We start from the raw sequence: 18508 nt of genomic DNA, 5'->3' as shown, positions 1-18508 counted from the left end.
TTTACTTGTTATTATTGTTGTCTATCTGCAGCAATTGGACGGTTCTATTCTTGGCAGATGTGCGACTAATAAACAGCGTTTAATAAAAATCAGGTTTACCTATAAAAATAAACCTTATTTCAACAACTTAACGCTTTAAAATAAATTTACCTATTGCAATAAATAACCTTAACTGATGAAATCCCTACATAAATCGTTAATTCATTTGGTCGTTTTTTTGGCGAATTTTAGAATTGTTGCCTCCGGAAAGTGGATATTATTTGTCATCGTCGCTATCGCGTGCGGTGCTTTTAGCTATTTACAAAAAAACAATATTTATAATGACATCACCCCACAAACCGGTCAATTTTTATACTGCAAAACTGAATTAAGTGCGAATAGCGACATTTTTTCAGTGTACGTTACCGATGGTCGCATTGCTGAAATGGCAAGAGATAGATTGTGCGCTGACAGCACAACAAAGAGGCAATTCGGCGAAGTTAAAATTATCATCGGTCAAAGCGACTACGACACGTTTCGCTACATCAACCACGGCGTTGTTGACCTTGCATTAGTGAAAAAGAACGTGGTCGACGCGTTTGGCGCTGACCAAATATATGGGCTGTCTAAAGTGGCATCGCACCCTAATTACAGCGCCTTTTTCATTGCGTTACGCGAACGCCCGCAATTAAGTAAAGAATACTTGCTTGGTAAAAAAATTGGTTTATTAGATTACCCCAGTAGTCGCTCAGGCCACATTGTACCCAAAACTATTCTACAAAATTTAGGGTTAAGCGACACAAACGTATCAATTGTATATTACAGTTCCCACCAAGAGCTTCGCAGAGCACTGTTAGCAGGTGAGGTTGACATTATTTCGTCTTATTGGGCTGAAGATGACAGTGATCGCTTTTCAAGAAATTACGCAACACCGTTACAAGAAAGCATAGGTGGAATGCAGTGGTACCTGAAAATGCAGACACAAAACACCGATTTGTTCTGTGCTATGCAGTCTGTTGTACATGAAATAGCAATGGCTCACCCGCGACCATATTACAAAAATATTACACTTGAAGCGGGGTGTAACAAATGATCAAACCTAAGTTCAAATCGCCTGCATGCATAACGTTAAACTGGGCACTGCTATTTCTGTGCTTACAGACTATCGCGCTCATTGGCCAGTACTTTTCATTTAAAGCTGATATTCATGAAGCGCAAGATAAAGTCGAACGTCGTATAAGCCTAGACAGCGCATTTCTAGATGTGGGCAATGAAACGCTTAATACGCCGGTCAATCAGCATGCTATCTATAGCTATTTAGATAGATTAAATAGCGAACTAACCAAAGAAGGCTATCCTATTTTAGTGAGCCATATTCAGGAAATCAGCATTCAATCTCAAGATTTCACACAATACCCTAACGTGACATCTACCTTACTGATAAATGCAGAGCAGCGTATTGTAGTTGAGATGCGCAGTAAGTCGTCATGGAGTGGAGTAGGATTTAGTTTTATAGCATTGCTCTGCTCACTTTTACTACTTCCAGTATTTTCTATTGCAACGAAAAAGCGTAAGAAAGTGTCGGCTGTTGAAGAAGAATCGCTGCCGCCAACACCGAAGCTCATTATTAATCTCAAAGATAAAACACTTTCAAACGGTGTTGATGACAAGGTGGTTGCACTACAGAATAAGCCATTATGTTTCTATACTGCTTTAGTTAAGTTTTGTATTGAGTACCCTAATCAGCCGCTTCCTCCGCATAAAGATGTACCACATGAACTTATGATTCTTGCTAACAAGAGCTTTGGTAGACTGATTGAACTTGGGCATACTAAACGCAAAAGGCCAGACTTCAATGCGAATTTAGACAAAACCTTGAGCGAGATCCGTGCAGCCCTTGATGAAGTGTTTGCCGGATTCACTGAAGAAAAAGAAATATACTATCCACCTCGGGCTCAGGGCGAGGGCTCTCGCTCTAAGCAGCACTCGTATGCGTTACCGAGTATAAAGGACGACGATATAGAGATAATTGGTAGCTAGCGATATTTTGACTTGTTCAGTTAAAAACTGACCAATTGGAGAACTTTTTCGTATTTTATGCGAGTTTTAAAAACAGCCCGCAATACCTTGAAAACACAATAAAGTTCTAGCAAAGACCGCGCCCAAAAGTGATAACTTGTGAATATAACATTGATTCGCGAGGCCTAAACGCGTATCTTTGCACCAACAAAACCAGCTTTATAGTACTATGCAATCGCCACTAATTATTGCCATTTCTGGAGCTTCCGGCTCTGGGAAGTCTCTTTTTACAAAAAATTTGTTTAACGGCTTCAGTGCTCAAGGCCGCCCTGTTCAAGTGCTGCGTGAAGATCACTATTACCGCGCACAAGATCATCTTCCCATGGAACAACGTGAGAAGAATAACTACGATCATCCAAATGCGTTTGAACATGAGTTATTGAAAGCACACCTGCAAGCATTGCGTGACGGTCAACCTATCGACTACCCACACTACTGCTATAAAACGCATACGCGTTTACCGGAGACGGAGCGCCTAAACCCCGCCCCAGTCATCATTCTTGAAGGCATTATGTTGCTTGCTCGAACAGACTTGTTACCCTTGTACGACGTGAAAATTTTCATCGACACTCCTCTTGATATTTGTTTGATGCGCCGGATGATGCGCGACCTTAAAGAACGCGGTCGTAGCATTGAATCTGTGGCCAAGCAGTACGAAGAAACTGTGAAGCCTATGTATCATCAATTTATCGAACCTAGCCGCTTCACTGCCGACGTAGTAGTGACGCAAGGTGGCAAAAACCAAATTGCATTAGATGTGATCAAATCACACATTCAGCAAGCGCTTCTTTAAGGGAACATTACTATGGTAGGTTTACTGGGCATTGCAGTCCTTCTGGGTATTGCTTTCGCGTTATCATCGGCGAAACGTAGTATAAATTGGCGCACCGTTGGCGGCGCATTTGCTATTCAAGCATCAGTTGGCGCGTTTGTCCTGTATTCTGAAACAGGTAAAGAAGTATTGTTGAGTGCAACCAAGTTTGTTGCCAACATCATTGCTTACAGCCAAGAGGGCATAAACTTTCTGTTTGGCCCTATTGGCGACAAGTCAATTGCATTCATTTTTGCCTTCAATGTACTCCCTGTTATTGTCTTTTTCTCTGCCCTTATCGCGGTTCTCTATCACCTCAAAGTGATGGGTGTCATCATCAAAGTAATCGGTGGTTTCTTACAAAAGACGCTGGGTACCAGTCGCCCTGAATCCATGTCTTCGGCTGCCAACATTTTTGTCGGTCAAACCGAAGCGCCTTTAGTGGTTCGTCCTTTCATCCCACACATGACAAGCTCTGAGCTGTTTGCCATTATGGTAGGCGGGCTAGCGTCAATTGCAGGTTCTGTGATGGCTGGTTATGCCGGTATGGGCGTTGACCTTAAATACCTACTGGCGGCAAGTTTTATGGCTGCGCCAGGTGGCTTGTTGATGGCAAAAATCATCTTGCCTGAAACCAGTAAACCCAATGAAGATTTACATGACGTAGATGCGGAAGATACCGGCTACGCCAATGTTTTTGATGCTGCAGCCAGTGGCGCAGCGTCAGGCATGCAGCTTGCGTTAAACGTAGGTGCAATGCTACTCGCTTTCATAGCATTAATTGCCATGTTCAACGGCCTTATTGGCTGGACAGCAGAGCTATTTGGCTATGAAAACGTTACGTTTGAAGGGATCCTGGGTTATGTACTTCAACCTCTCGCATGGGCAATCGGCGTACCATGGGAGGAAGCACAACTTGCAGGTAGCTTTATTGGTCAGAAAATGGTGGTCAATGAATTCGTTGCTTACCTTAACTTCTTAGAAAACCAATCGCAGCTATCTGAAGCATCTCAGGCCATTATCACCTTTGCACTTTGTGGTTTTGCAAACTTCTCTTCTATCGCTATTTTGATGGGTGGAATTGGTGCTATGGCACCAACACGCAGAAAAGAAATTGCGAGACTGGGGTTAAAAGCTGTTATTGCTGCAACGTTATCTAACTTAATGAGTGCCGCGCTAGCGGGCTTTTACCTCTCTCTTGGTTAAATTTCATTAATTTGGACCAGTTGGTCAAGATTTTACTAGACTAACCGGTCAGGTTTCTGTAGATTACGCGCAAATTCCTCGCGGGGTTGATTTATGTCAATTTCTGCGACTTTTTTCTGTAGCCCGTCTACCTTTATAATGCCGCAGTCAAAATATACGGGATAAAGTTATGCAATTAGTTGCTGTTGATTACCAAGCGGAAAACGCACAAGAAGAATTCGTGAAGTCACTTCGCGAGACAGGGTTCGGTGTTTTAAAAAATCACCCTATCCAACAGTCATTAGTTCAAGGTATTTACGACAATTGGCAGGGCTTCTTCGACAGTGAAGAGAAGAACGATTACCTGTACAACAAGGGTAAACAAGACGGATTTTTCCCTCAGAGCGTTTCTGAGGTAGCCAAAGGCTTTACGAAAAAAGATATTAAAGAGTATTACCACTTCTATCCGTGGGGTCAGTGTCCAGAAGCACTACACCCGCAGATTTCTCAGTACTATGGGGAAGCAAATACACTAGCGAAAGAGCTATTGGGTTGGATAGAAAAACATTCTCCTTCAGAGGTGAGCGATAAGTACAGTCAACCGCTAGGTGACATGATCAAAGATTCTGATCAAACCTTGCTACGTATACTGCACTACCCACCACTAAAAGGTGATGAAGAAGTAGACGCAATTCGCGCAGCTGCTCACGAAGATATTAATTTGATTACTATCTTGCCTGCAGCCAACGAGCCTGGATTGCAAGTACAAGCTAAAGACGGTAGTTGGATTGAAGTTCCTTGTGATTTCGGGAACTTGATTGTGAATATTGGCGACATGCTTCAAGAAGCATCAGGCGGATACTTCCCATCAACTACGCATAGGGTTGTAAACCCAGATGGTGCTGACATGACGAAATCTCGTATCTCATTGCCACTGTTCTTACACCCTAGACCAGATGTTGTTCTTTCAGAACGTCATACCGCAGGGTCATACCTGCAAGAGCGCCTTCGTGAGCTGGGCGTTATATAAATTAAGTTCCTTTTGTAGTGTTATTCTTTTGCCGCAGCTAGTCTGCGGCTTTTTTTTAACTGCTCGCCAATGTTGCCAGCTTCGACGAATAGCGCTGCTTTTCCTGTTCATTTGGTGAATGTCTCACTGCCCTTTCTAGATAACGCTGTGCTTCGCTGGCATCACCTAATTCATGATATGCTTTGGCCATACCGAACAGAATCTCGTGACGAACGCTATCGAGTTTTAACCCTCGTTCATAATGCGTTATCGCAACTTCAATATTGCCAGACTCAAAAGCCTGCTCCCCTAATATATAATGATAGAAAGGGTTACTTTTTCTCTTCTTTTCAACCATTTGTGTAATAAGCAGTGCTTCCTCACGTCTATCTTGGTGAGTGTAGAGAATAGATAAGTTTTCCCATGCAGTAAGGTTTTCATCATTGAGCGATAGTGCATGGTTGTAAGTCAACTCTGCTTGGTCATAAGCATCGACCATTCTATATAGCACACCTAAATTCACCCAGCTTTGCTGTAATTCGGGAGATAACCTAGCGGCTGCACGAAAATAGCTGTAAGCACGAGTGTAGCTATTAGCTACCAGTGCATCTGCCCCCTTATTGTTGTAGTACATAGATACTATTTTGTTTTTTGTCACAGGCCTGCGGGGAAAATAATTTCGCAGCATTTGCGGGTCAAAATCCACGTCTGCCCATGTCCCTCCGACTAATGCTATTTGGCTGTCACTAGGCATTGAGATACGCATGTTAATATGCCCGTTTAGTAAGCTATATCCTTCTCTTCGCGTCCAGTATTCCGGAATATCTACCTCGTAGAAAGTTGCGTCTAAACCTACATGCTCTGCCAGCGCGTACGTCATAATTGATAAAGATAAACAGTTTGCTGCTCGGTTATTAAACGTTGAATCCGCAGTAGTATTTGCACTATTGCGATATAGCATGCCGTAATCTGAATGATCGAAGATTGCTTTCACAAGTCCTTTAACATTTTTCTTAGAAATGCTTTTGACATATACCGCTTTTTCAGCAAAAAGCTGAGCGTCTTCACCTAAACGAAAAATTTCGTCGATGGTCTCTACGGGAAACAAATGGTAGGACGGGAAGAGGTTGTCGTTTAATAAAGTAGGAGGCGATACTGTATGTTTACTTTCGGTAGACTGGCAAGCGCCGAGTAAGCTACAAAATAGTAGCAAGAAAACTAGTCGAGTATTCATATTAAGGCACCTTTTCTAGTTACTCGATAGTTTAAAATTATAGCACTAAAGTATCTTTTTACATTTTATTTACATGCTAAAGGAAATACTATGAAAAAAGTGATGATAAACGACGCGCAAGTTATCAAAGCTGATGTGATGACCAGCAACGGCGTTATTCATGTTATCGATTCAGTATTACTTCCCGCCGATGTAAGGGCGTCACTGTAATTTATCCGACAAAAATGTAAATGAAGAGCATAGACCAACGATGCTTGGTCTTTGCTCCTCTAAATATATACATAGATCTCTTCCAACAATTCCCGCGTAACTAAAGACAATTCTACAAAAGCCTTTAAATGACCTTGTCAAAACCTAAGAATGGAAAATAGATAAAGGCCATCAACTCGATGTCACTAGACTTATAAATATCAAAGGTCTATCACTAAACCAGAGAAGGAGTTCAAATGTTTGCGGTTTACACATACAGTATTGCTGGGCTACTAGTCATTAGTTTGACTGTGTTTGTTCAAAACATCGTAGCCGCTGTTGCACATAGAAAGCAGTCTCACTACATTCCTGGCAAAGTCAGTGAAGAATTAAGCCATGATAGCTTTGTATTTAGAAGCCACAGAACCTTTCATAACTCGATTGAAAATATTCATCAATTTACCCTGCCCGCCCTACTTTGCATGTTCCTTGGAGCGCAAACAGACGTGCTCGCCATTTTGGTCTGGGCATTCGCAGTAAGTCGTATCATTCATATGGCGCTTTACTATGCTGTTGCCACGGAAAAGAACCCTAGCACAAGAAGCTATTTTTACATGATAGGCGCGCTTTGCACGCTTGGCGTTTATGGCCTCGCGTTTATCAATCTATTTATCTAAAGCAACAATTCGTCGATAAAACTGAATAGATGCGTTCTTTTCTAGAAAAAAGCTGCAGGGGATTAAAGTTTTTTGAGAAAAGGCAGATAAATCAGAAGTTATGCTCAGCGCTTAAATATTACACTTTTGATTAATGTTCTTTTCTTGATTCAGGCGTATTCTTACTATTTGAAAACTCGACCATGCCCATGTGTTTAGGAGATCCAGTGTATATTGACCAAGTCGGGGGTCGTACGTTAGCTGATTGCAACGTATTGATAGTCGATGACCAAGCTAGCAGCAGACTCGTATTAGAAACTTTACTCGAAGAAACAGTAAATTGTTTTTCTGTTGACTCTGGTAAACAGGCTATCGAGTATTGCAAGCACAACACGCCTGACTTGATCCTCATGGATGTTTCCATGCCAGAAATGGACGGACACCATACCACTGCGCTGCTTCGCGCCACCCCCTCTTGCGAACATATACCGGTCATTTTTGTAACGTCTTCTTCAACTGAAGAGGAAGAATCACGCTGTTGGGCATCGGGTTGTGTGGACTTTGTAGTAAAGCCTGTCAACGCCTGTACGCTGCGCAATCGTGTTAAGTCACATATTCACCACAAACTTAGAAGCGATTTCTTAGAAACGCTGATTTATCTCGACAAACTGACCGGGGCCTACAACAGGCACTATTTGGATGACTTTTTACCCCGACTTGTAAGAGACAGCGAGCGTAACGCTTCTCCCTTGTCTCTTGTTATCTTTGATGTTGATCACTTCAAACTGTTTAACGATATGTATGGACATTTAGATGGCGATAGCTGTTTATGGAAGGTCAGCAAAACGATAAGTGACGCACTCCTTCGACCTATGGACAAGTTAGTTAGAATTGGTGGTGAAGAGTTCTTAGTGATTTTGCCAGGCACTGACGGGGAGGGTGCAGTAGCTGTCGCCGAACGTTTATTGCAAACCGTTTACGACCTCAACATTATCCATAGTTCGTCTGAGTATGGGCGTGTAACACTAAGTGCTGGCTTAGCGATAAAAAACGCCAACGATGATAAAACGATTGATTTCGTAATGCTTGAGGCGGATAAAAACTTGTATTCAGCTAAAACCTCTGGCAGAAATCGGTTAGTATCCCCTTCACTCTCGTCTGCAAAAAAAGAAAAGACCATCGGCTCTTCACAACCACAGAAAACTGTCTAGCTATCGCCTAATTGAATGCGTCCAACAGCCCCAGTGTGAATTAAGCAGTCCAGCGTGGCTTCTCTAGTTATACCTAATTCAGTCAATTGAGCTAGGAAGAGCTGCAGTGTAGCCAACGCATCATCTAGCGCATTATGCTCATTAAAAGCAGGAAGGCCCAAGCGTTGGCGGCAGACACTTAGCGTAGCGCTATTACTTGGCAAAACTTGATGCTGCTTATTTAGCTGATATAGCGCAAGCTGCAGGGTATCAATGTAAAGCACATTTATCTTTGGTGCGCCGCACTGTTTAAAAGCTCTGTTTAACGCCGTTAAGTCTAGCCTAGCGTTGTGAAAAATAAGTACGTGTTGTTGAAATAAGGGTGCGAGTGCATCAATTGCCTGCGCTAGGTTTTCTCCTTTTTGCAAAACATCAAGGGTTAACCCATGAATCACCGGGCTTTGCCCTAAATCTGCGGTTGTATTAATGACATGATAGCCGCAAGAAGACAAATCAATACGACTACCTATACCACTCACATAACCCACGGAAGTAATTTGCGTTTTAGAAGGGTTTAGAGACGTAAGCTCCAAATCAACTGCGGTGAACGATGTTTTATAAACGTCAAAATTGCTAAAGCACTGCTTCAGCTTAGCTTTGCTAGAGAGCGCCTGTGAGCATGCCTTAATCCACTCTTTAATCATATCGGTTAACTTACGCCGCCAGAAAACTTCATCACCATAGCTTGATTGGTTCTCTCTATCGCTTTAAATGCCGCTTTAAGCTGATGTTTCTCAATTGAGGACAAGCTGGATATCGACACTCGGTTGTCGGTAACTTTGTTTTCAAGTTGATGGCGCCAGCGCAGGCGATTCAGGAAAAGCCAAATATCGCGAAGATTTGTTGCATCACGCTTCGATAGTTGAGAGCGTTCAGAAAGAACTTCTAGGCGTGCAAGTGTATTAGGTAAAGTCACGCCATCGGCTAGTGCGTAAATTCGGGCGATATTATTAATTAAAGCGACAGCACGGGTTTTAAGATCGATAAGGTCTTTTTGTTTTCTACCCTTTTCATAAACAAACTTCTGAAACATGGAAAGCGGCACAGATATTTCATTACTATGCCTGGCAAGTGCTGCTAAAAACATGTTTTGCTGCATCAAAGGCGCACGCCGTTTTTGAAGGTGCTTGAATAAGCTTATATCTCCCGCTGCACATCGAACATCAAGAAAAATATTAAAATGCATAATCGCATCTTTGGTGGGCGCTTTTACCCATTGTTTCGCCTCTTCAAGAGCCTCATCCAATGACAACCTAAGCTTGGGGTTACTGGCCATAATATTGCCATCGCACAGCTTAATACCGCACTTCGCTAACCCGTTGCATACGTACTGAGCCATATTTGAAAAGTATGCGGATTGCGCTTCGGAAGGTCGTTCTGCAAGAAGCAAGCCGTTGTCTTGATCTGAGCCCATAGTTTGGTCTTCTCTAGCTTGCGAGCCATACACCAACCACGCAAACATCATGGGAGCTTTACCGTTAGCTTGTTGGAAAAAACCAATGAGTTTTCTGGTCATAATATCGGTTGCTTGTGACAGTATTTTTCCAGCAATATCGTAATCACCCGCTTTTTTCGCGTGAGCAGAGAAATAGTGAGGCAGTTGCCACGAGAGGCGAGTGAGTTCATATAAGTTCTCGGCTTTGCTTAGTTCACCAATTATAAACAGTACGTTCCCCCGCTGATGACGAATAATATCGCTGGCCGTTACCATTCCAAGCGGCACTTGCGTTTGGTTGTCGATAACAGGCAAATGATGAATATTTTTTTCTGTCATTAGCGCTAATGCATCAAAAAGCGTTCTGTTTCCCATAATTTGGGCGGGGTTAGCCGTCATTATCTGACTAACAGGGAGATGAATGTCTAAAGATGCCGCAACTACTCTCGACCTTAAGTCACGATCAGTAATAATGCCTATAAGCTTCTCTTCTTGCGTAACCAACAAAGAAGAAACTTTTTGCGACGTCATTAACTGAGCAGCAACCGTAATGGGTGTTTGAGCATCAACGGAAACCGGGGCTTTTTCGATAGCATCAGTAAGGCCTTTGTAGAGCCACATTGAATTACTATCTGCTATAGCGTGATTTTGAAGTGCATTATTTCTAAGCCCATCAAAAAAGTGCCGTATTACTGGGATCTCTAGTAAAGGCTCAATGGCTAGCGCATCGAAACAATAGACCAACCCAGGGCTGTCGACCGTTATGCTTAGTGGGAAATTGCTCTTTTCTATTATATTCGTATAACCGAAATAGTCCCCATCACTCAAGTGGCGCGTGGGAGCATCGGAATCTTTCACAGAAAACTGTCCACTTTGAATAAGAAACAGCGACACCTTATCTTTGAAAACATCGTTAACATTTTCATTAGTTAAATAGATAAGTTCTGTGTGCTTTACCAACGCGTGTTTCTGATCATTATCTAGTAGTTCGAAAGGCGCTGATGTATTGAGAAAGTCTTCAACTTGCTTAGCCATTGCAGTCATAGAAATTGTCCGGTACACAAAAAGAAAAAACCAACCTACTCACTTTCGCCAGTAGATTGGTTTTATTTTGCTAAAGCCTATCTTTAGGCAACATTAGCTTAGTGCGCTGATGCTTCACCCGCTCCCTTAGGATAACGAATGCTTTCAACCAGTTCTTGGATTTCTTCTGGCGCTTCATCTGTTGCTTTGAACACAAGGAAAGCCACAATGAAGTTCACCATCATACCCAAAGTACCAATGCCTTCAGGAGAGATACCAAACCACCAGTTGTCAGGCGTATTAGCCGCTGGGTTTACAAACTTAAAGTAAATAATGTAAGCCGCAGTAAACGCGATACCTGAAATCATCCCAGCAATAGCACCTTTATCGTTCATACGCTTGCTAAAGATACCCATGATAATTGCCGGGAAGAAACTCGACGCCGCCAAGCCGAAGGCAAATGCCACCACCTGCGCCACAAATCCAGGTGGATTAATACCGAAGTAACCCGCTATCACTATCGCCACACCAGCAGCCAGTCGCGCATACATAAGCTCGGCTTTATCGGTAATATTCGGCATAAAGTTCCGCTTCAGTAAGTCGTGTGATACAGAGGTTGAAATAACCAGCAGCAAGCCCGCTGAAGTAGAAAGGGCTGCTGCCACACCACCCGCGGCAACGAGTGCAATAACCCACGCTGGTAAATTAGCAATTTCAGGGTTAGCCAATACCATGATGTCGCGGTCAACTTTCATTTCGTTGCGCTCATCACCCGAATAGAACATCTTGCCATCACCGTTCTTATCTTCATATGAGATAAGGCCAGTTTGTTCCCAGTTTTTAATCCACGACGGCGCTTCTTCATAGCTGGTACCCGTCATTTCAGGGCCGTTAATGGTTTCGATCATATTCACACGGGCAAACGCTGCTAACGACGGTGCTGTAGTGTAAAGAATGGCGATAAATGCTAAGGCATAGCCGGCAGATTTACGTGCATCGTGAACTTTAGGCACAGTGAAGAAGCGAACAATAACGTGTGGAAGACCCGCAGTCCCCACCATTAGTGCAAAGGTGATAAAGAATACATCGATAGTACTTTTCGTTCCTGACGTATATTCATTGAACCCGAGTTCGACGGATAAATTATCGAGTTTCTGCAGCATATGCATCCCCGAACCGTCAGCTAAAGTTGCCCCAAAGCCAGTTTGTGGCAGGATGTGTCCTGTTACCATCATTGAGATAAACACGGCAGGCACTATGTAAGCGAATATCATTACGCAATATTGCGCTACTTGAGTATAAGTGATGCCTTTCATACCGCCAAGCACGGTGTAGAAAAACACAATAACCATGCCGATAACTACGCCAGACACAATATCCACTTCTAAGAAGCGGCTGAATACCACGCCTACGCCACGCATTTGGCCTGCTACATAGGTGAAGCAAACGAAGATGGCACAAAATACCGCAACCGTACGTGCGGTTTGTGAGTAGTAGCGATCGCCAATAAAGTCAGGTACCGTAAACTTGCCAAACTTACGTAGGTAAGGTGCTAAACAAAGTGCAAGTAGAACGTAGCCGCCGGTCCAGCCCATAAGGTATACCGCACCATCGTAGCCCATGAATGAGATAAGGCCCGCCATAGAGATAAACGATGCAGCCGACATCCAGTCTGCCGCCGTAGCCATACCGTTCATAACAGGCGGTACGCCACCACCTGCTACATAAAAGTCATTTGTCGACCCGGCGCGGGCCCAAATTGCAATTGCAATATACAGCGCGAACGACGCGCCAACGATAATGAATGTTAAAGCTTGAACGTCCATGATTTACTCCTCATCTACGCCGTAGCGTTTGTCCATGGCGTTCATCTTCGCCATATAGACAAAGATCAATGCAACAAATACGTAAATTGAGCCCTGTTGTGCAAACCAGAAGCCTAATTTAAAGCCAAAAAACTGAATTTCATTTAAGATATCGACAAACAGTATGCCGGCACCAAATGATACGATGAACCAAACGACTAAAAGCTTAGCGAGGAGTGCTAGGTTTTCACTCCAGTAGGCTTTTTTGTCCTCTTCGTTTCTAAATGCCATTGTTTCACCCTCATGTCAGGTTAACTAGTTGTTATGATTTTACAATTCCCTAACGCTCGGCTTTGTTAACGTTATTGCTGCGTTTGAAAGTTTTGGAAACAAAGCAGCAAAAGTCAAGCATCTAGGAGGTCAGCTACTACTCTAGACCTGAGGTGTGAATTTCAAAATGAGACCATGGTCGTAGGTAGACCATGGTCGAAATGATTATAATATGGGCACAGTTGTTAAAACTAGGTTAAAGGAAGATTATGGTTTTTGGTTGGGTAACACTTGCAGTCTTGTACCTCTTTTTGCTGTTTTCACTGGCAAGTTGGGGAGAGAAGAATTCGCCTACAGCAAGAGCATTAACTTCCCATCCCGCCATTTATTCATTGGCCCTGGCAATCTATTGTACTGCTTGGACGTTTTTTGGCATGGTGGGGCAAGCAAGCAGAGATACATGGATTTATCTGCCAATTATGCTTGGCCCTATCCTAGTGTATGTGCTGGGATACAAATTTATTTATAAGCTGACATTAGTCAGTAAAAAGCAGCATATTACTACCATCTCCGACTTTATTGCCTCTCGTTACGGAAAGCGACAAACCGTTGCCCTGGTAGTAACCCTGATTGCATTACTCGCCACCATCCCCTATATCGCGCTCCAATTAAAAGCGGTTGGCGCAACCTTTCAACTGTTAACTCAGCAACCCAACAGTAATGGAATTATCATTGCAGCCACGGGCTTTATCGCTGTTTTTGCGATCTATTTTGGTACACGCCAAACCGACGTTACAGAATACAGACGTGGTCTAATGCTAGCCATAGCCTTTGAGTCAACCATTAAGCTACTTGCCTTAGTGTTAGTCGCCATTGTCGGCTATAGCGCTTGGAAACGCACGCAATCAGGGGCATTCTTTGAGAGCTTCACGAACGAGGTAGCACTTGCTCAATTTGGCTCATTTAGCTTCATTGCACAAACGATTATGGCTGCGGCAGCCATTGTTTGCTTACCTCGTCAGTTTCACGTAGCCATTATTGATAACTTGAGCTTAGGCCATTTACGCACAGCGCGCTGGCTGTTTCCGCTTTACCTCACCGTTATTTCTGCTGTTATTCCTGTTATCGCTATTGCGGGTAAAGCCATTTTTGCAGGCCAAGGCATTGAGCCCGATTCGTATGTTTTATCACTCGCTATGTTTTCTGAGTCAGCATTGCTTCAGGTCACAGTTTTTGTGGGAGGGCTTTCTGCGGCCACCGCTATGATTATTGTCGCCACGTTAACGCTAAGTACCATGCTTACTAATGACGTGATATTGCCCCGTATTCTTGCATTTTCCGGCAATACTGATGATAAAAAAGACGTGTCGAAAAGAATCCGCCTTATCCGCCGTATCGTTATTGCCTTCATTTTATTAATGGCCTTTTTATACCACCAGCAAATGACCAGCAGTCGGTCTCTTCACTCTATTGGTCTTATTGCGTTTTCTCTTGTAATACAGCTAATGCCTGCCATTGTTGGCGGCCTTTATTGGAAACGCGCTCACGCCCATGGTGTCTACGCAGGCCTAATGGTAGGGCTTGTTATCTGGGTGCTGTGGTTAGTGCTTCCCATTGTGAGTGAACAAGTGTCTCAGATGGAACAAAACGAGCTTATTAGTCAAGGCGCCATGATTAGCTTGGCAGCAAATAGCCTTGTCTACATTCTATTTTCCCACTTTGCACCCCAGCGCCTCATTGATAGAATGCAAGCAGAAGCGTTTGTTTCACCCGCTATATCTGGTACTAATACGGTTAAATCACAAGCGACTAATGTCACCGTGTCTGACCTTATCACCCTGCTTTCAACCTTTATGGGAACAGGCCGCTGCGATCAACTTCTCACTCAATATCAGCAGTTAAATAATTGCCAGCTAAATCATACTGATACGCCTGATGAGTCTTTTTTATCCTTTTGTGAACGGGCTCTAGGTGGTGTGATTGGAGCATCGAGCGCGAAGGTATTACTAGACAGTGCGCTGCGCGGTAAAAAAATGGATTTTACGGAGGTCATTAACTTCTTCGACGATACCACGCAGGCGATGCAATTTAATATGACGGCGCTATTAACCTCGCTTGAAAACATGGATCAGGGAATTAGCGTGGTAGATAAACATTTGAATTTGGTCGCTTGGAATAAACGCTACGCCAACCTCTATCCCTACCCAGACAACTTACTTGCTGTGGGCACACCTATTGAAAAGCTCATTCGATACAACGCGTCGCAAGGCGAGTTTGGAACTCACGATGTTGATGCTGAAGTAGAAAAACGTTTGGCGCACTTGCGATCCGGTATGCCCCATCGCTTCACACGACAACGAATGGATGGACGGGTTATTGAGATGGTAGGTAATCCTTTACCTGGCGGAGGCTTCGTAACAAGCTTCAACGACATCACCGGACACGTGGAAATACAGCAAGCGCTTGAAGAATCAAACATTGACCTTGAGGCTCGTATTAAGAAGCGCACTGAAGAAGTACACTCCATAAACGCCGAGCTTCGACTTGAAATAGAACGGCGCTCTGATGCCGAGAAAGAACTGATAAGGGCACGAAAGGCTGCAGAAGATGCCAATGCCAGTAAAACCCGCTTCTTGGCGCTCGCAAGCCATGATGTTTTGCAGCCGCTAAATGCGGCCAAGCTCTACGTGAGCGCCCTTGAAGAACAAGAACTGACTGAGTCAGCGTTAGCCATTATTCAAAAGCTTAGCCATAGCGTGACGTCTAGCGAAACACTCATTGGCACTTTGCTGGATATTGCACGCTTAGATCAAGGTGAAATGAAACCCGATATTGAGCCTATTGATGTAAGGACCCTGCTGTCACCACTTGTGGACGAAATGGCGATGCGCGCGCGGGAAAAAGGACTTGGTTTTAAAGCGATTATACGCCCGTGCTGGGTAAAAGCTGACAAAACGTACTTATACCGAATAACGCAAAACTTGCTTTCAAATGCGGTGAAATACACGGAAAATGGCCGCGTCTTGTTCATTATCAAGCCTGTCAAAGACACCGTTTATTTCAAAGTTATCGACACAGGCATTGGCATATCTACCGATAAAAGAGACAGCATTTTTGGTGACTTTTTCCGCGCAAACGAAAGTAAGGAACACGGTATTGGTCTTGGCTTGGGGGTTGTTCGACGTTTAAGTCTGCAGTTGAACAGCGATATTAGTGTTACCTCGAAAATAGGCAAAGGCAGCTGCTTTGCGTTTAGCTTGGATAAAGCTGAGCCAAAACAGGTATCCAACGTTACAGCAAAGCCCCGCAGTACAACATTTACAGGCATGGACGTGCTTTGCGTGGACGATCAAAGAGAGAACTTAGATGCCATGCAGACCCTATTACAGAAATGGGGAATCAATGTGGTGCTTGCGAACAATTGGGATGACGCGTTGAAAGTCTGTGAGACTATTCAGCCTCAAATCTTACTCATGGATTATCAGCTCAGTCATGACAGCGAGAAAAATGGGCTAGCTTTGATTGAAGAGATAAGACATCGACTTAATATTGTGGTGCCAGCAGCGCTTATAACGGCGACACCAGATGAAAGCTTAGTTACACAGTGTAAAGCCCAAGGCGTAAACTTCTTAGCTAAACCGCTAAAACCAGCGAAACTGCGCGCACTACTTCAAAGTATGACGCGCTACATCAGGGAGGCGAAAAACGTGTAGCTAGTAGCTCGCTGCATGTTTTTCGCTATTTGTGTAAGGAAAGACGTCTAGAGTAATTCGTCGTGTGGTTTACTTTCTTCAATTTTAACCACCGGCGTTTCTACGCTCGACTTTGCCACCACTTTTCCCATTGCTCCCCACTTCTCTTTAGGGTTGAGCAAAACAGGACGGGTTAAAATTAGGTTATTAGGATACATGAGGGTTTCACGCTCAGCGGTAAGCAAGCGCGTGCTAAACGGCCCTACATCGGCAATCACACCTTCAATGAAGTTATCGCCGTCGAGAATGCGCACATAATTACCTCTGCGATACGCTACGTTAGTGAGCAAAATAAAGTACGCAGTGATGTTGCTTATGAGTGACCAACTAGCAAAAAGCGCAACACCGGTTACCGTGATGATAGAAGTGGAAAGCACTAAGAGCCCAGAAAAATCAATCCCCCATGCTAGCAACAACAAGGCTAACGATACTGTAGCGACAATAACCCGTGCAGCAAAAAGTCCTTTAATAGCACTATTTGATTTTAGCTTTGACTTTACGATGTTGGTTTCTAATTTCGGCAGCAACTTACGAGACATCGCCAAATAAATTAGTAAAACCAAACCACTCCACACGACATTTGACTGGTACTGAGTTAACCACGCCAAAAACCCATGCCACCACTCATTCATTAACCCAAATCCTTACATTTTTTCGTTAAGCAGACTGACCTTAAATTCTGATTTTACGTTAAAAAGGCCGACGCGCTCTAATGCTAACGTGAAAAACTGTCAAGTTCATGCATTAAAAGCAATCGACACAACAAGAATTATTCGTAAGACACCCCCGAACACTTACATTAGTATGCGCGCAAAAATGACTTGTCTATTTAACAATCACGTTCTAACGTGGTAATAGATTGGTCGATAAAACGACAAAATAAAACACAAACTACAGGCTTTTTTATAATGCGCATTGCAATTCTTTCTAGAAATCCTCGTCTTTACTCTACTTCACGCTTAGTCGAAGCTGGGCAGGCTCGCGGGCATCAGGTTGACGTTATCGATACCATGCACTGCTACATGGATATCACCAGTGCGCGACCGTCAGTTCGCTATAACGGTAAGCGACTACCCTATTACGATGCAGTGATCCCGCGAATTGGCGCATCGGTTAGCTTTTATGGCACATCAGTCGTTCGCCAATTTGAAATGATGGGCACATACAGCCTTAACGAGTCGGTTGCTATCAGCCGCTCTCGAGATAAATTGCGTTCATTGCAGCTTTTATCACGTAAAGGCATAGGTATGCCGAGAACAGGCTTCGCACACCACCCTGATAAAATCGATGATGTTATTAAGACGGTTGGCGGCGCCCCAGTGGTTATTAAGTTACTTGAAGGCACGCAAGGTATTGGCGTGGTATTGGCCGACACGCAAAAAGCGGCAGAGTCGATCATTGAAGCCTTTATGGGTCTTAACGCCAGTATTTTAGTGCAAGAGTTCATTAAAGAAGCGGGCGGTGCAGATATTCGTTGCTTTGTGGTAGGTGGAAAAGTTGTAGCAGCGATGAAGCGCCAAGCAGCACCTGGGGAATTCCGCTCTAACCTTCACCGTGGCGGTCAGGCAAGTTTAGTTCGCCTAAGTCCAGCGGAACGCAAAACAGCGGTAGATGCGGCTAAAACGATGGGACTAAATTGTTGTGGCGTGGATATTCTTCGTTCGAACAACGGTCCAGTCGTTATGGAAGTAAACTCTTCGCCGGGCCTTGAAGGCATTGAAAAGGCGACCAATAAAGATGTCGCCAGTATGATCATCGAGTTCATTGAAAAAAGCGCAGAGCCGCACAAAACAAAAACCCGTGGAAAGGGCTAGCGCCCTTTAACCTTTGC

Annotated in this window: 15 protein-coding genes and 1 pseudogene; 10 read left to right on the top strand and 6 right to left on the bottom strand. The window is 43.8% G+C overall.

Features of this window, described 5'->3' with window-relative positions; translation table 11 throughout:
- Window positions 1-175 precede the first annotated feature (175 nt).
- The 5 genes from MHN00_RS19305 to MHN00_RS19285 all read left to right on the top strand — a co-directional run bounded on the left by MHN00_RS19305 (window position 176) and on the right by MHN00_RS19285 (window position 5084).
- Window positions 176-1072, top strand: coding sequence for a PhnD/SsuA/transferrin family substrate-binding protein (locus MHN00_RS19305; RefSeq protein ID WP_202941854.1), 897 nt, complete (start codon window positions 176-178; stop codon window positions 1070-1072).
- Window positions 1069-2019, top strand: a complete 951-nt coding sequence (locus MHN00_RS19300; RefSeq protein ID WP_239302098.1) for a hypothetical protein — start codon at window positions 1069-1071, stop codon at window positions 2017-2019. The genes MHN00_RS19305 and MHN00_RS19300 overlap by 4 nt, the downstream gene beginning before the upstream one ends.
- 208 nt (window positions 2020-2227) lie before the next feature.
- Window positions 2228-2851, top strand: a complete 624-nt coding sequence (gene udk, locus MHN00_RS19295) for a uridine kinase (RefSeq protein WP_014950808.1) — start codon at window positions 2228-2230, stop codon at window positions 2849-2851.
- 12 nt (window positions 2852-2863) lie between these two features.
- On the top strand, window positions 2864-4075 hold the full coding sequence (locus tag MHN00_RS19290; RefSeq protein ID WP_239302097.1) for a NupC/NupG family nucleoside CNT transporter: 1212 nt from the start codon (window positions 2864-2866) through the stop codon (window positions 4073-4075).
- Window positions 4076-4244: 169 nt separating this feature from the next.
- Window positions 4245-5084: a 2OG-Fe(II) oxygenase family protein gene (locus MHN00_RS19285; RefSeq protein ID WP_014950810.1), complete on the top strand. Its 840-nt coding sequence runs from the start codon at window positions 4245-4247 to the stop codon at window positions 5082-5084.
- Window positions 5085-5139: 55 nt separating this feature from the next.
- Here MHN00_RS19285 and MHN00_RS19280 read toward each other — a convergent pair whose 3' ends face one another.
- Window positions 5140-6297, bottom strand: a complete 1158-nt coding sequence (locus MHN00_RS19280; protein WP_239302096.1) for a tetratricopeptide repeat protein — start codon at window positions 6295-6297, stop codon at window positions 5140-5142.
- A gap of 90 nt (window positions 6298-6387) precedes the next feature.
- Here MHN00_RS19280 and MHN00_RS19275 point away from each other — a divergent pair.
- From MHN00_RS19275 to MHN00_RS19265, 3 genes and pseudogenes are all read left to right on the top strand, one after another.
- Window positions 6388-6507, top strand: a pseudogene (locus MHN00_RS19275) (fasciclin domain-containing protein); the annotation flags it as partial.
- A gap of 236 nt (window positions 6508-6743) precedes the next feature.
- A complete protein-coding gene (locus tag MHN00_RS19270; protein ID WP_239302095.1) occupies window positions 6744-7163 on the top strand; it encodes an MAPEG family protein in 420 nt (139 codons plus the stop codon).
- 206 nt (window positions 7164-7369) lie between these two features.
- Window positions 7370-8353 (top strand): diguanylate cyclase, encoded by a 984-nt coding sequence (locus tag MHN00_RS19265; RefSeq protein ID WP_239302094.1) that lies wholly within the window; start codon window positions 7370-7372, stop codon window positions 8351-8353.
- On the opposite strand, the gene MHN00_RS19260 is transcribed toward MHN00_RS19265, so the two are convergent.
- The 4 genes from MHN00_RS19260 to MHN00_RS19245 form a co-directional block, all read right to left on the bottom strand.
- Entirely contained in the window at window positions 8350-9036 is a 687-nt protein-coding gene (locus tag MHN00_RS19260; protein WP_239302093.1) for a 3'-5' exonuclease, read from the bottom strand. The two genes, MHN00_RS19265 and MHN00_RS19260, sit on opposite strands and share 4 nt — an antisense overlap.
- 5 nt (window positions 9037-9041) lie before the next feature.
- On the bottom strand, window positions 9042-10871 hold the full coding sequence (locus MHN00_RS19255) for a putative nucleotidyltransferase substrate binding domain-containing protein (RefSeq protein ID WP_239302092.1): 1830 nt from the start codon (window positions 10869-10871) through the stop codon (window positions 9042-9044).
- Between the two features lie 98 nt (window positions 10872-10969).
- Window positions 10970-12676, bottom strand: coding sequence for a sodium:solute symporter family protein (locus MHN00_RS19250; protein WP_039216400.1), 1707 nt, complete (start codon window positions 12674-12676; stop codon window positions 10970-10972).
- A gap of 3 nt (window positions 12677-12679) precedes the next feature.
- The gene (locus MHN00_RS19245; protein WP_039216401.1) at window positions 12680-12946 is read right to left on the bottom strand and encodes a DUF4212 domain-containing protein; all 267 of its coding nucleotides are present in this window, start codon (window positions 12944-12946) and stop codon (window positions 12680-12682) included.
- Window positions 12947-13194: 248 nt separating this feature from the next.
- Between MHN00_RS19245 and MHN00_RS19240 the strand changes: the two genes are divergently transcribed.
- Entirely contained in the window at window positions 13195-16638 is a 3444-nt protein-coding gene (locus MHN00_RS19240; RefSeq protein ID WP_239302090.1) for a PAS-domain containing protein, read from the top strand.
- 47 nt (window positions 16639-16685) lie between these two features.
- On the opposite strand, the gene MHN00_RS19235 is transcribed toward MHN00_RS19240, so the two are convergent.
- Window positions 16686-17309, bottom strand: coding sequence for a mechanosensitive ion channel family protein (locus tag MHN00_RS19235; protein ID WP_014950819.1), 624 nt, complete (start codon window positions 17307-17309; stop codon window positions 16686-16688).
- A 276-nt stretch (window positions 17310-17585) separates the two neighbouring features.
- On the opposite strand from MHN00_RS19235, the gene rimK reads away from it, so the two are divergent.
- Window positions 17586-18491 carry a 30S ribosomal protein S6--L-glutamate ligase gene (gene rimK / locus MHN00_RS19230; protein WP_014950820.1) on the top strand — a complete coding sequence of 302 codons (906 nt, stop codon included), beginning with the start codon at window positions 17586-17588 and terminating at the stop codon, window positions 18489-18491.
- Window positions 18492-18508 lie beyond the last annotated feature (17 nt).

The organism is Alteromonas sp. Cnat2-8, assembly GCF_022348355.1.
GTDB lineage: Bacteria > Pseudomonadota > Gammaproteobacteria > Enterobacterales > Alteromonadaceae > Alteromonas > Alteromonas macleodii.
Note: the sequence above shows the minus strand (reverse complement) of the source record. Positions and strands in the feature narration are given on the sequence as shown.

Excerpts from the sequence above, each read along its gene's own strand:
- MHN00_RS19260 (WP_239302093.1), bottom strand. The coding sequence starts at position 9,036 with ATGATTAAAGAGTGGATTAAGGCATGCTCACAGGCGCTCTCTAGCAAA.
- MHN00_RS19255 (WP_239302092.1), bottom strand. The coding sequence starts at position 10,871 with ATGACTGCAATGGCTAAGCAAGTTGAAGACTTTCTCAATACATCAGCG.
- udk (WP_014950808.1), top strand. The coding sequence starts at position 2,228 with ATGCAATCGCCACTAATTATTGCCATTTCTGGAGCTTCCGGCTCTGGG.
- MHN00_RS19240 (WP_239302090.1), top strand. The coding sequence starts at position 13,195 with ATGGTTTTTGGTTGGGTAACACTTGCAGTCTTGTACCTCTTTTTGCTG.
- MHN00_RS19245 (WP_039216401.1), bottom strand. The coding sequence starts at position 12,946 with ATGGCATTTAGAAACGAAGAGGACAAAAAAGCCTACTGGAGTGAAAAC.
- MHN00_RS19280 (WP_239302096.1), bottom strand. The coding sequence starts at position 6,297 with ATGAATACTCGACTAGTTTTCTTGCTACTATTTTGTAGCTTACTCGGC.
- MHN00_RS19235 (WP_014950819.1), bottom strand. The coding sequence starts at position 17,309 with ATGAATGAGTGGTGGCATGGGTTTTTGGCGTGGTTAACTCAGTACCAG.
- MHN00_RS19300 (WP_239302098.1), top strand. The coding sequence starts at position 1,069 with ATGATCAAACCTAAGTTCAAATCGCCTGCATGCATAACGTTAAACTGG.
- MHN00_RS19290 (WP_239302097.1), top strand. The coding sequence starts at position 2,864 with ATGGTAGGTTTACTGGGCATTGCAGTCCTTCTGGGTATTGCTTTCGCG.
- rimK (WP_014950820.1), top strand. The coding sequence starts at position 17,586 with ATGCGCATTGCAATTCTTTCTAGAAATCCTCGTCTTTACTCTACTTCA.
- MHN00_RS19305 (WP_202941854.1), top strand. The coding sequence starts at position 176 with ATGAAATCCCTACATAAATCGTTAATTCATTTGGTCGTTTTTTTGGCG.
- MHN00_RS19250 (WP_039216400.1), bottom strand. The coding sequence starts at position 12,676 with ATGGACGTTCAAGCTTTAACATTCATTATCGTTGGCGCGTCGTTCGCG.
- MHN00_RS19285 (WP_014950810.1), top strand. The coding sequence starts at position 4,245 with ATGCAATTAGTTGCTGTTGATTACCAAGCGGAAAACGCACAAGAAGAA.
- MHN00_RS19270 (WP_239302095.1), top strand. The coding sequence starts at position 6,744 with ATGTTTGCGGTTTACACATACAGTATTGCTGGGCTACTAGTCATTAGT.